The 12,407-nt window shown below is 71.8% G+C and carries 12 protein-coding genes and 1 tRNA gene; 3 read left to right on the top strand and 10 right to left on the bottom strand.

Annotated elements, in window-relative coordinates; translation table 11 throughout:
• Window positions 1-136: 136 nt before the first annotated feature.
• From ACZ60J_RS29860 to ACZ60J_RS29825, 8 genes are all read right to left on the bottom strand, one after another.
• Entirely contained in the window at window positions 137-448 is a 312-nt protein-coding gene (locus ACZ60J_RS29860; RefSeq protein WP_250738547.1) for a hypothetical protein, read from the bottom strand.
• Between the two features lie 793 nt (window positions 449-1,241).
• Window positions 1,242-1,670 carry a DUF6344 domain-containing protein gene (locus ACZ60J_RS29855; protein WP_469686585.1) on the bottom strand — a complete coding sequence of 143 codons (429 nt, stop codon included), beginning with the start codon at window positions 1,668-1,670 and terminating at the stop codon, window positions 1,242-1,244.
• Between the two features lie 453 nt (window positions 1,671-2,123).
• A tRNA-Ser gene (locus ACZ60J_RS29850) sits at window positions 2,124-2,208 on the bottom strand.
• A 57-nt stretch (window positions 2,209-2,265) separates the two neighbouring features.
• Window positions 2,266-3,225, bottom strand: coding sequence for a trypsin-like serine peptidase (locus ACZ60J_RS29845; protein WP_469686584.1), 960 nt, complete (start codon window positions 3,223-3,225; stop codon window positions 2,266-2,268).
• A gap of 134 nt (window positions 3,226-3,359) precedes the next feature.
• Window positions 3,360-4,418, bottom strand: a complete 1,059-nt coding sequence (locus ACZ60J_RS29840; RefSeq protein WP_469686582.1) for a YeiH family protein — start codon at window positions 4,416-4,418, stop codon at window positions 3,360-3,362.
• Window positions 4,418-4,972: a cysteine dioxygenase family protein gene (locus ACZ60J_RS29835; protein ID WP_469686581.1), complete on the bottom strand. Its 555-nt coding sequence runs from the start codon at window positions 4,970-4,972 to the stop codon at window positions 4,418-4,420. Before ACZ60J_RS29835 ends, ACZ60J_RS29840 begins: the two co-directional genes overlap by 1 nt.
• Window positions 4,973-5,080: 108 nt before the next feature.
• A complete protein-coding gene (locus ACZ60J_RS29830; RefSeq protein WP_469686579.1) occupies window positions 5,081-5,986 on the bottom strand; it encodes a LysR family transcriptional regulator in 906 nt (301 codons plus the stop codon).
• A gap of 121 nt (window positions 5,987-6,107) precedes the next feature.
• A complete protein-coding gene (locus ACZ60J_RS29825) occupies window positions 6,108-7,769 on the bottom strand; it encodes a S1C family serine protease (RefSeq protein ID WP_469686578.1) in 1,662 nt (553 codons plus the stop codon).
• Window positions 7,770-8,005: 236 nt separating this feature from the next.
• On the opposite strand from ACZ60J_RS29825, the gene ACZ60J_RS29820 reads away from it, so the two are divergent.
• The 3 genes from ACZ60J_RS29820 to ACZ60J_RS29810 all read left to right on the top strand — a co-directional run bounded on the left by ACZ60J_RS29820 (window position 8,006) and on the right by ACZ60J_RS29810 (window position 10,619).
• Window positions 8,006-8,806 carry a glycerophosphodiester phosphodiesterase gene (locus ACZ60J_RS29820; RefSeq protein WP_469686576.1) on the top strand — a complete coding sequence of 267 codons (801 nt, stop codon included), beginning with the start codon at window positions 8,006-8,008 and terminating at the stop codon, window positions 8,804-8,806.
• A gap of 180 nt (window positions 8,807-8,986) precedes the next feature.
• Window positions 8,987-9,493, top strand: coding sequence for an ATP-binding protein (locus tag ACZ60J_RS29815; RefSeq protein ID WP_469686775.1), 507 nt, complete (start codon window positions 8,987-8,989; stop codon window positions 9,491-9,493).
• Window positions 9,494-9,644: 151 nt separating this feature from the next.
• A complete protein-coding gene (locus ACZ60J_RS29810; protein WP_469686574.1) occupies window positions 9,645-10,619 on the top strand; it encodes a DUF5926 family protein in 975 nt (324 codons plus the stop codon).
• 251 nt (window positions 10,620-10,870) lie between these two features.
• On the opposite strand, the gene ACZ60J_RS29805 is transcribed toward ACZ60J_RS29810, so the two are convergent.
• Both ACZ60J_RS29805 and ACZ60J_RS29800 read right to left on the bottom strand, forming a co-directional pair.
• Complete coding sequence (locus ACZ60J_RS29805) at window positions 10,871-11,539, bottom strand: hypothetical protein (RefSeq protein ID WP_469686572.1); 669 nt, start codon at window positions 11,537-11,539, stop codon at window positions 10,871-10,873.
• 107 nt (window positions 11,540-11,646) lie between these two features.
• On the bottom strand, window positions 11,647-12,345 hold the full coding sequence (locus ACZ60J_RS29800) for a bifunctional DNA primase/polymerase (protein ID WP_469686570.1): 699 nt from the start codon (window positions 12,343-12,345) through the stop codon (window positions 11,647-11,649).
• Window positions 12,346-12,407: the final 62 nt, after the last annotated feature.

The raw sequence follows: 12,407 nt of genomic DNA, 5'->3' as shown, positions 1-12,407 counted from the left end.
CAGGTGGATGTCAAGGCCGTGGCGCTGTGACGGAGCGCCCAGAACGCCCGGAACGCCCGAGGGCGCCCGCACTACCGGACCCCAGCCGGTCCGGTCGCGCAGGCACCCTGGTCAGTCGGTGCAACTCAGGCCGCGGCTACCACCAGGGGTAGAAGTTCACGGCGACGGTGGAGTTGTGCTGCTCGATCGCGGTGAAGGCCGAGCCGTTGACCTGCGCGGTGTTGTTCTGGTTGGACGCGCCGGATCCGGTGGCCACCTGCTGCGAGGTGGAGGAGTTGCCGTGGTTGTTGCCACCCACGCCGCTGCCGATGATGCTGGCGACGCTCGCATTCGATCCGTCGTTCGCGAAGGAGCCGTTGTCGGCCGATGCCACGCCGCCGAAGAGGGCGACGGCGAGGGGGAGAGCGGCGACGGCGGCGATGACGCGGGCGGTACGGATGCTTGCCATGTCTGTATCCTCCAGAAAACCGAAGTGGGGTGTACTCCAAGGCAGTTGGCCGACCGCCTCGGTCGTTCCGTGTGGTGACGACGTCGCGAGACCAGAGTTGCCCACCGAATCCCCGGCGAACCACCCCGGAGTCCTCGATTCCCCCGCAAGCATGACCAACACCGGATAAACCCCATTCGCGCCCCCGGCGCCCCAGGTCAGCGCCTTGAGACCCGCTGAAACCCCCTCCGGGCAAGGGACGAACCGTTCCGCCAAAGCAACCGGCCCCGGACATGCCGAAAAGGGCCGCGCCGTCCGGGAACCCCACCGTCTCCCGGGCCTGCGGCCCTGCACTGCCAAGCTTCACGCCCCCTGCACGCCCCCGGCGCCCGCCGGGGCCCTTCCTCTGTGCCCCGCTCCGGGGCACCGTCACGGCACGATCCGCGGTCGCGGCCTGCTCACACCGACCGACCGGGCTCAAGCGCCTGTGCTGCGTCGCTCTCGCGTCCTGCTGGCTTGCTCCTGCGTATTCCTGCGCACTCCTGCGTACTGGGTGGCGGGCACTCCTGGTCCCCGGTCTGGGTCCTGGGCCCTGCCGTGTCCTGCCGTTCCTGCAGTGTCCTGCCGTTCCTGCGGGGTCCTGCCGTTCCTGCGGGGTCCTGCCGTGCCTGCGGGGTCCTGCCGTGCCTTACTGCGCCTTGCCGCGTCCCGCCGTGTCCTGCCGCGTCCTGCGATCGACGAGTCGTACGGTCGACGGATCCTGCGGTCGACGGGTGCCGCCTCTGCATGCGGTACGAGTGCTCCGTGCCGCGCACTACGCGGCGAGGGCCATCTCCCGGCGAGCCGCTCCTGCGCGGACCGCTGCGGCGACCGTGGCACTACGGACACCGGCGTCGACTCCGTGGCCGGACGCGTACTCGGACCCGGACCCGGTTCCGGAACCGGCGGACAGGGCGGTGGTGGAGCGGCGGACGGACGGGGTCTTGCCGTGGGCCTCGGCGCGGATGCGCTGCTTGATGGTGGGCGGGAGCGAACCACCGCGCATCATCGCCCTCCAGGTCCGCCGGGCCATGAAGGCCGGCCGGTTCACCGCGACGGCCGCGGGGGCGGCGGTGGGGGAGGAGGAGAGCGGGGCGGCTGCGGCCTGGGCGGCCTTGCCACCGAAACCGAGGGAGGCGAGGACGGCCACGAGGGCCGCGAGGACGGTGGTCCAGATCGACGTGAAGGTGCTGCGGTGAGCCATGACGGGTCCCTCATTTCGCGATGTTCTGACGGGCGGATCTGAATACATTCGTCATGATGCGGACGCAAGCGGAGCGTCTCCACGACGCGCGCCGATCTTCCGACAAACACCACCCAAAGGGGCTAATCACACAAATCCACCCCCTTGGGAGCTCACCCGCGCTCAGGCACAACTGGCACCGAGCCCGCGCCATCTTTCTTTCCACCAAGGGCAATTGACGGCACACCGGCTCGCACACCCTGCCCCGCGACAGCGCGACGGGTCTCGGGGCCTGCGCCACCACGGTCGTGCGCACCCTGGCCGGCCCCCACGGTGACGTGGGTGTCCGCCTGGTCGTCTGGTTCGCGTGATTCCGCGGGAGGCCGTGCGGGCCGGGGGCCCCGCAGGAACGCGGAAGGGGTGCCACCTGGGCGGTGGCACCCCTTCCGGGCTGGGCCTCGGCCCTGCCTGGTGCGGTGGGTGTGGGATTTGAACCCACGGTGACTCGCGCCACGACGGTTTTCAAGACCGTTCCCTTAGGCCGCTCGGGCAACCCACCTGGCGGGTACAGAGTACCGGGCGGCGGGGGTGGGCGGCGCTGGGGATTTTCGGGAGGTCAGGCGGTCTGGGCCTTGTCGTAGGCCGCCTTCGCCTCGTTGCCGAAGTACGGGCCGTACATCCGGTTCGGGAGGAACGTGTAGCCGAAGCTGTTCACCGAGGCCTGGGTGCCCAGGCCGGTCGCTTCGTTGAAGTCCTGGAACCACGGGCCGCCGCTGGAGCCGCCCGTCATGTTGCACGGCAGGCTGTGGTCCTTCGTGAGGAGGAAGTCCTTTCCGGTGTTGCCGCTGCAGTAGACGAGCTTGGTGCCGTCGTACGGGGCCGCGGCCGGGAAGCCGAAGGCGTACATCTTCTTGTTGTAGCCCCCGTTGAAGACGATGCCCTGGGCTCCGACGGTCTGGCTGAGCGTCCGGCCGTTCAGCGGGGCGACGACCGCCAGGCCGACGTCCATGTTCATGTCCTCGCTCGCCACCCACTGGTCGGTCGCGAAGGTCTTGGTGGCCCTCCACTGCCCGTAGGGCGCGTTCCCGTTGTCGTAGCCCGGGACGAAGATCCAGTCGGTGTGCCAGGCGCCCTGGTACTTCACGCAGTGGCCGGCGGTGATCACCGTGCTGCCGTTGGCGCTGGTGATCGAGTCGCCCGAGCAGGATGCGCTCTTCCCGTTGAAGGTGAAGAAGACCCGGCCCGAGGTTTTGACCACCGCGCCGCCGGATGTCCAGGCTCCGCCCGGCTGGGGGAAGGCCGCGGGTGCGGCCTTGAGGAGGGTCGTGGGGGAGGAGCTCGCGGGGGTCGGGGCGATCGTCGTGGGGCGTTCCGCGGTGGTGGGCGCCGTACGGGCGGTCGCGCCCGGGGCGGCCGTGATGTCCAGCGGGGTGGCGGCCCGCATCCGCTCGGCCGACCAGGAGCCCGGGGACGCGGGGCGCGGTACGGCGGCCGAGGGGGAGGCCGCCGTCAACGCGCCCGCGAGCAGGGCGCCCGTCGCGAGCAGAACCGATATGGCTGTCCGATGGTGATTCACGCATGACTCCTTCTGCCGTGCCCGGATGAAGAGTTGTCGGTGCGGATCGGGGGCAGAGTGGCACGCCGGGAACGAGAAGTCAGGCAGCAGTCGGAACGTTCGGTCGGTTCCGGCCAGGAAATGGCCAACTCCGGTTAGGTGGTGAGGAGAACGCCCGCGTACGAGGCTCCGGCCACCACCACCCAGGCCGCGAGACCCAGGAGGGCGGCCCGGCCGCCGGTACGGGACAAGGTGGGCAGGTGCACCGCGCTGCCGAGACCGAACAGGGCTGCGGCCAGCAGCAGTTCCTGGGCCGTGTGCGCCCCTTCCAGCGCTACGTCGGGCAGTACCCCGGTGGCGCGCAGCGCGGCCGCGGCGAGGAACCCGGCGACGAACAGCGGCACCGGAGCCGGGCGGCGGCCCGAGGACGTGCGCACTCCGCGCCGGCGGGCCCGTACCGAGAAGGCCACCGCCGCGACCAGCGGGGCCAGCAGCGCCACGCGCATCAGCTTGACCAGCACCGCTTCGCCGAGGGCGCCGGGGCCGGCCGTCTGGGCGGTCGCGACGACCTGCCCGACGTCGTGGACGCTCGCGCCCACCCAGCGGCCGAAGTCCGGGTCGGAGAGGCCGAGGGGGGACTGGAGGAGCGGGAGCACCGCGATGGCGAGGGTCCCGCACAGGGTGACCAGGGCCACCGAGGAGGCCACGTCCTCCTCGTCGCTGCCCGACACCTGACTGACGGCCCCGATGGCCGAGGCCCCGCAGATCGAGTAGCCGGTGGCGATCAGCAACGGCTGGTCCCCGGGGAGTCCGAGCCTCCGGCCGAGCCAGAGGGTGCCGAGGAAGGTCGCCGCCACCACTCCGGCCACCATCGCCACGGTGGCCCAGCCCAGGCGGAGCACCTTGTCCAGCCCCAGCGCCAGGCCCAGCAGGACGATGCCGATCCGCATCAGGCGACGCCCGGCCAGGGAGAGGCCCGGCCGCGCGGGTCCCCGTACGAAGCCCCGTAGGCCGGGGAGGTGCGCCGCGGCGATGCCGAGCACCACCGACACCGTCAGCATCGGAGCCCAGGGCAGCAGCCGGTGCACCGACCAGGCCACCAGGACTCCGGCCGCCGCGAGGCCCAACCCGGGCCACGATGACGATGTTTCACGTGAAACATCGACCGGAACCGGCGATCCCGCCCCGCTCATAGGGCGGTTGAGCAGGGCCATCAGTCGGTCGGGAGCATGTAGACGCGGCGGACACTGCTGCCCAGGCGTATGACGTCGGCGCCGTAGACGTGCAGGGATATCGCCTTCGTGCGACAGGAGTTGCGGACCTTGTGGATGTCTCCGGGCGGGGCGAACCCGCAGACGTCACCGGGTCCGTTGACCACGTGCTCGGTCGCCACCAGCCGCGCTCCGGCGGTGGCCGTGGCGGGGACGAGGCGGTAGCGGAGCTCGCTCTCCTCGCCCTCGTGCACCCCGGCCACGCACCACGAGACGTGGTCGTGGACGGCGGTCTCCTGGCCCGGAAGCCACACCAGGGCCACCACGGAGAAGCTGCCGTCCGGCTCCGCGTGCAGGACGTGCTGCCGGTAGCGGTCGGCGTGCCCCGCACGCTGCTCGGGCGTGAGCAGGCCGGGCGTGCCCAGGTGCGGGGCCAGGCGTTCGCCGACCAGGTAGGCGGTCAGATCGGGGGCCAGTCCCCGGTCGACGACCGTACGGATCTCGCTGACGAGGGCGGCCATCCTCGCGGTCGTGCGGGCCGGCGTGGTGGTGGTCATAGGGGGAGCGTCGAGGAGCCAACCCATCACGTCCAACGACAGTTATGAGCTCAAATCCCAAGACCGGCTTATGGATTGGGGGCCGAGCCGGACAGCCTGCGGGCCGGGTCAGCAGCCGACGCGGTTCGAGGCCGCCTGCTTCAGGGCCTGCAGCACCACCGCCGTGGCCGGGACCCGCAGGTGGTCGCGGTAGACGTGTGCGGCGATGTGGCGGCGGGCGGCCGGCAGGAGGGCCCGCCCGCACACCTTGCTCAGCGAGAGCGAGGGCAGCACCAGCGCGGGCATCATGGCCACGCCCAGGCCCTGGGCGACCAGGCTCTGGACCACCAGGTTGTCGTCCGTGGCGAACCGGATGTCGGGGACGAAGCCGAGCCCCGCGCATTCGTGCAGCAGGTTCGCCCGACAGCGCGGGCAGCCGGCGATCCACCGCTCCTCGGAGAGGTCCGCGAGGTGCACGGCCCGTCGCCGGGCCAGCGCGTGACCGGTCGGCAGCAGCACCGTGAGCTGGTCCTCCATGAGCCTGACCTCGGCGACCTCCTCCGGGACCTCCTCGTGCAGGCCGGGATAGGTGAAGGCCAGGGTGATGTCGCACTCGCCGCGCTCCAGCCTGCGCAGCGAGTCCGGGGGCTCCCCCTCCAGCAGCTCGACCTGGATGCCCGGGTGCTCCTTGGCCAGGCTGCTCAGGGCTTCCGGGACCAGGGTGACGTTGGCGCTGGGGAAGCCGCACAGCCGGACGCGGCCGGTCAGCAGCCGGGCGTAGGCCTTCAGCTGGGCCTCGGCGGCGGAGAGGCTGCCGAGGATGGCCTCGGCGTGCCGGGCCATGGACTCCCCTGCCTCGGTGAGCTGCATGCGGCGTCCGACGCGGGTGAACAGCGGCGTGCCGACGGCGCGTTCGAGCGCCTTCATCTGCTGGGTGATCGCGGGCTGGGTGTACCCGAGGACCCGGGCGGCGGCCGAGTAGGACCCCGAGGCGACCACCTCGTGGAACGTCCGTATGTGCCGCGAATCGAACACGGTCGAAGCATAAGCGGACGTTGGGAGGGGCCGCAGGCACAATCGCGCCTACGGCCCCTCGCCATCAAGCCAGTTGGTCCTGCCGTCCACCGGGCCGGGGCCCGTGCGCGGCAGCCGGCCGCTACTTGTCGCCGACCCGCGAGCCGAGCGTGATGTCCACCGTGGTCGGCTTGCCGCCGCGCAGGTAGGTCAGCTTCACCGTGTCACCCGGCTTGTACGTCCAGATCTCGCTGATCAGGGTCGGGCCGCTGTCGATCGGCTTGCCGCCGAGCTCGGTGATGATGTCGCCGGGCTTCAGGCCCGCCTTGCCCGCAGGGCCGTTCGGGTCGACCAGCTCGTTGGCCGAGGCGCCCGTCTCGGAGATCTTCGCGCCGTCGCTCTTGGCCGCGAGGTCCACGGAGACCGAGATCACCGGGTAGACCGGCTTGCCGGTCTTGATCAGCGATTCGGCGACGTTCTTGGCCTGGTTGACCGGGATGGCGAAGCCGAGGCCGATGGAGCCGGCCTGGCCGCCGCCGAAGCCGCCGTTGCCGGCCGACTGGATGGCGGAGTTGATGCCGATGACCGCGCCGCGGCTGTCGAGCAGCGGACCGCCGGAGTTGCCCGGGTTGATCGAGGCGTCCGTCTGGAGGGCGCTCATGTACGAGTTCTTGCCGCTGGAGCCGTCACCCGAGGCGACCGGACGGTTCTTGGCGCTGACGATGCCGGTGGTGACCGTGTTGGACAGGCCGAAGGGAGCGCCGATCGCGATGGTCGAGTCCCCGACGGCGACCTTGTCCGAGTCGCCGAGGGGCAGCGGCTTGAGCCCGGCCGGCGGGTTCTTCAGCTTGAGGACGGCCACGTCGTACCCCTGGGCACGGCCGACGACCTCGGCCTCGTACTTCTTGCCGTCGGAGAAGGTCGCGCTGAGCTTGCCGCCGTTGGCCGCGGAGGCGACCACGTGGTTGTTCGTGAGGATGTGGCCCTGCTGGTCGTAGACGAAGCCGGTGCCGGTGCCGCCCTCGCCGTCCCCGGCCGAGGCCTCGATGGTGACGACGCTCGGCAGCGCGCCGGCGGCGAGGCCCGCGACGGAGCCGGCATCGCGCTTGAGGTCCTTGGGCGTGTTGCCGGCGCTGACCGTGGTCGAGCCGGAGGCGTTGCCGCTGCGGTCGGCCGCCCAGTAGCCGACACCGCCGCCGACGCCGCCCGCGAGGAGCGCCGCCACGAGCACGCCGGCGATCAGGCCGCCCTTGCCCTTCCGCTTGGGCTGTGGGGCACCGTCGGTGCCCATGGGCGCGCCCCAGCCGCCACCGCCGTGGCCGCCGCCGGCCCCGTATGCGGGGGCCGCGGGCGGCGGCGGAGGCCAGCCCTCGGCGCCCAGCGGCTGCGGAGCCGGGGCAGCGCCATGGGTCTCGGCGTACGCCGGGGTGACGGGCGGGACCGGGCTCTCGGCGTACGCCGGGGTGACCGGCGGAACCGGGGTCTCGGCGTACGCCGGGGTGACCGGCGGGACCGGGGTCTCGGCGTACGCGGGGGCCTGGGGCTGGACGGGCGCGGCAGGCTGGGGCGCGGCCGGGGGCTGCACCGGCGCGGGCTGCGCTGCCGGGGTCTGGGGGAGCTGCTGGGTCGGCTCGGCGCCGGGCGCGGGAGTCGGCGGCAACTGCTGCGTCACCGGCTCCACGGGCGCCGACGCGGCAGGCCCGGACGACACGGACGGCGCGGCGTCGACGGGCGCGGCCACCGGGGGTACGGGCGGGGCCGCGGGGGGCGTCGGGGCCGCGGTGCCCTCGTTCTCGGTGCTCACAGCGCTCTCTCCTCGTCACACACGGCTTCAGAAATACGGGCGATATCGGTCCGACTGAACGTTCGACGTGCCGTACAAGTTCCTGGGCAAAGCCTTTCCCATGCCCCGTCAGAGCACTGTAAGCCGGACCTGTGAGTCTCCCCCATCCTTTATCTCCGACATTTCAGGCGCATCCCCAGAAGCACCCACTGGGCTCTCTCCGACATCCGCACCCCTCGCGGTGGCACCATGAGCCGGTGACCCACGCAACGCCGCGCCCCATCCAGGTCGTCGCCCACCGCGGCGCCTCGGAGGATGCCCCCGAGCACACGCTGGCCGCCTACCGCAAGGCCATCGAGGACGGGGCCGACGCCCTCGAATGCGATGTCCGGCTCACGGCCGACGGCCATCTGGTCCTGGTCCACGACCGGCGGGTGAACCGCACCTCCAACGGCCGCGGCGCCGTCTCCGCCCTGGAACTGGCCGACCTGGCCGCCCTCGACTTCGGCTCGTGGAAGGACCGGGAGGAGTCCCCCGACTGGGACGCGGACCCCGAGCGCACCTCGGTGCTCACCCTGGAACGGCTGCTGGAGCTGGTCGCGGACGCCGGGCGGCCGGTCCAGCTGGCCATCGAGACCAAACACCCGACCCGCTGGGCCGGACAGGTGGAGGAGCGCCTGCTCTTCCTCCTCAAGCGGTTCGCACTGGACGCCCCGCCGGCGGAGGGGCCCCACCCGGTCCGGGTGATGAGCTTCTCCGCACGCTCCCTCCACCGGATCCGGGCGGCCGCGCCGACGGTCCCGACCGTCTACCTGATGCAGTTCATCTCCCCCCGGATGCGGGACGGGCGGCTCCCGGCGGGAGTACGGATCGCCGGACCGGGCATGCGGATCGTGCGCAACCACCCGGCCTTCATCCGCAAACTTCAGGCCGCCGGGCACTCCGTTCACGTGTGGACCGTGAACGATCCGGAAGATGTTCAGCTCTGCGCTGATCTGGGTGTGGAAGCGATCATCACGAACCGACCGCGACAAGTTTTGTCACAGCTGGGCCGCTGACATCCCGCTTTGCGCACCCGTCCCACACGCAACACCCGTTACGGGGTGTGCACCGGCGCATCCGCTCCGCATTCGACCTCCCCGAATGCGTCAGAGGGCGCCGGTCCGACGGTTTCCGGTCCAGGCCATTGGGGCATCCAGACCATGCGTGGGGCTAAGGAGGTTCCGGGGGTGGCGTTGATGGTGGCACAGGAAGTGCCCACGTCGTCGTGCATGGACGTGTCCCATGGTCCTGCGGGCGTGGGCGAGGCGAGGCACCGGATGCGCGAGCAGCTGCGCATCAGCGGGGTGTCCGAATCGATCGTGGATGACGCCGTTCTGATCCTTTCCGAACTGCTCAGCAACGCCTGCCGGCACGGCAGACCACTGGGTTCACGGGAGATCGGCGACGGCGGGATACGAGCGTCGTGGCACGTCGACAGGGCGGGGCGGCTGATGGTCGAGGTCACGGACGGCGGCGGGCCCACCCGCCCCCTCCCGGCCAAGCCCTCGGTCACCGCGCGGGGCGGGCGGGGGCTGAACATCATCAGCGCCCTGGCCCAGGACTGGGGTGTCCGGGACGGAGCGGCGGGTGAGGTCACCGTCTGGGCGATCGTTGCCTGTGGGCCCCGGCACGAGGACTTCGCTACGCGCGTTGCGCCCCCTGCGATCGATTTCAGTACGGCCTTCGACGATCTGGATCCCTGATCCGACCGGTCCCCGACCGCGGGTGGATGGCGGCCGTCCGGGAGTGCACGCCGACCGTGCTCCCGGCCGCACCCCACCGGTTGTGGCGGTACGAACGGCTAGGCTCGCGCCCAGACCGACGCCGTACCGCCGCAACCGGGAGACACCCACGATGGCCAAGAAGCGCCCCGCCGCGAAGTCCGCAAAGCCGCAGCTCAACAACGGGGAGATCCCGGTGGTGGGCGCTCGCGAGCCCTGCCCCTGCGGATCCGGGCGCCGTTACAAGGCCTGCCACGGCGCGGCCGCCGCGCACGCCGTGACCGAGCACGTGGCCCGCCCGTTCGAGGGCCTGCCCGGCGAGTGCGACTGGGTCGCGCTGCGCGAGCTCGTCCCCGCCGCCACCGTGCCGCTCACCCTCAAGGGCGGACTGCCCGAGGGCGTCCCCTCCGTCACGCTGGTGACCGTACTCCCGCTGGCCTCGCCGGCACTGCGCCGCGAGGACGGCTCCGTCCTGCTCGGCCTGCAGAACGACTCGACCACCGGCGACCTCGCCCGGGACATGGCCGACACCCTGGAGCGCGCGCTCGTGGCCGATCCCGGCACCGTCGTCGCGGCCCGTCGGGTTCCGGCCGAGGGTCCGCGACTTCAGGATCTCCTGTCCGCGGACGGCGGTTTCGAGCCGGTTGTCCACAGCGGGTTCGAATTCTGGATTCCGGAAGCCGAGAGCGCCCAGAACGCTTCCCCGGAGGTCGCCGCCTCCCTGGAGCGCGCCAACGCTGCCGCCATCCCGACCGTCAAGCTGACCGGCGTGGATGCCGCCTACTGGTGCGAGACCCCGGACAAGTACCACCTGCGCTGGGTCATGCCGCACCCCGAGGAGAAGCTGCTCGACGCGCTCGCGCGGCTGCACGCCGCGGGCACGTCCTCGCTCGGCGAGGGCACCAAGCTGGTCGGCTCCTTCCGCGCCCACGGCCTGATGGTCCCCGTCTGGGACCTGCCGACCGGGGTCTCGGCCGAGGACGTGGAGAAGCCCGCGGCCGAGCTCGCGGAGCGGCTCGCCACTGCTCTCGCGACGGACGCGCCGCTGACCACGGAGGAGCGCCGCGCCCGCGGCGGCCTCACCAACCGCCAGGTCACGCTCAGCTGACCTGGTGGCCGGCCCGTTCCGCGGGCCGGCCGCAGAGGTCGCCGGAGGGTCCCGGGGAGGGGCTGCGGGAGCGTCACCGGTGACCGGTCACCGGTGACCGGTGTCACAACTCCCGCTAATCGCCTGCAAATCGCTGTCCGAATATCAGAGATCGAATTTGCGAACAGGCGATCTCTTGTTACCGTTCTTGTAGCCCGGTCGCTGGTGCATCCCCCGTCGCCAGCGACCGGGCCCTTGATTTTCCGTGACGCTCAACCGTCACCCGGTACCGGTGAGTTGCTCCCGGACCGCAGGAGCAGGGCTCCTTCATCATCCGGAACTGCAAATTCCGCTACGGCCGAGTAGTCCGCCGGAACCCCGGCCGACTCCTCCTTCGGCGTTTCGCACAGCCCCGGTTCGTCACCCGCCCCGACCGCACAGCGGATCTGCACCGTGCGTCCCGCCGGACCCATCACGGTGAGCACCGCGTCGAGCGCGCGGCCGCTGGTGTTCCGGTAGTAGCTGCGCCCCCACGTCCGACCCTCGCCCGACAGGACGCACGTCTGCGCCTCCACCCCCTGCGGGGAGGACAGTTCGGGTCCGCAGCGGGCGTCCGTACGCGGCTGCTCGGCCGGGCCCGGGCGGGCCGGCGCCGCGGCGGGGGTCTGCGTACGGGACCGGCCTGGGGCCGAATTCGCTTCCGGGCCGCCCGAATCGGCCGAGCCGCCAGAGCCGGCTGCGCCGTCGGGGTTCTCCGAGTCCGACCGGCCCGATTCCCCCGAGGCGCCCTTGGACGGGTGCCCGAGGCCGAAGGTGGAGAGCAGCCCGCCGCCCTTTCCATCGCTCTGACCGGCGAAATCCGGCCCGGCGATCGCTCCCGCCAGCGGGAGCGACAAGATGATCAACACACCGGCGCCGATACCGATCAGGCGGAGATTCATTCGCCGAACATAGCGATCCGGGAATGGGGCACGGAGATCCCCGCGCCCAATTCCCTTGGAAACTCGTCTCGCTGACACCCGTACGAGTGATCCGTCCGCGTTCGGGCTCAGTACGCGAGCCGGCTCCCGCCGCCCGACGCCCCGCTGCTCGCCTCCACCAGCGCGTCCACCACCGCCTCCACCTCCGGCAGCCAGACCTCCCCGGCTCCCGCCGGTGCGCGCTCCCACCGCACCTCGCCGCCGCCGATCGCGGGGGAGGGCGGGAGCAGCAAGTAGCCGCCCTCACCGTGGAAACGCAGCGAAGAGGGCACGTGGTCCTTGGCGTAGAGGATCTCGCCGAGCCGCTCCAGCGAGTACGGCTCCACGAGCAGCGACCACCGCGTGGGCGTGGCCACGATCGGCCCGAGCCGCATCCCCTCGGCGTCCAGTCGTACGACGGCACGCGCGCCCGCCGCGGCCGGCAGGCTCACCGCGCAGGGCGCGCTCCCACCGGTGGCCAGCAGGATCGGGGCACCCGCCCGGTTGGCCCACCACCAGGACACCATGCGGGGGTCGGTGGTGGCCGCGAGCAGCCCGGGATCGAAGGGGTGCGCGCCGGGTACGGCGCAGTCGGGGTCGGGGCAGGCGCACCGGGCGCTGTCGACGCCGGAGCGTCCGACGCCCGGCAGCACGGGCCAGTTCCAGGTGGTGGCGCAGGTCAGCGCCGCGTCGAGGAGAGTCGGCGCTTCACCCTGCGGCGGGGCGGGGCGCAGGGTTTGGAAGCGATTGCGGAGCCGCTGGAGACGCCTTCCGAGGATCTCGCGCATGAGCGCTCGTTCCTTTCCGTTGAACGCCGAGGGCCACATCACACCATGTAAGCGGTGGTTCA

This window comes from Streptomyces sp. NPDC104226 (genome assembly GCF_055584085.1).
This window is presented reverse-complemented; position numbering and strand designations above follow the sequence as displayed.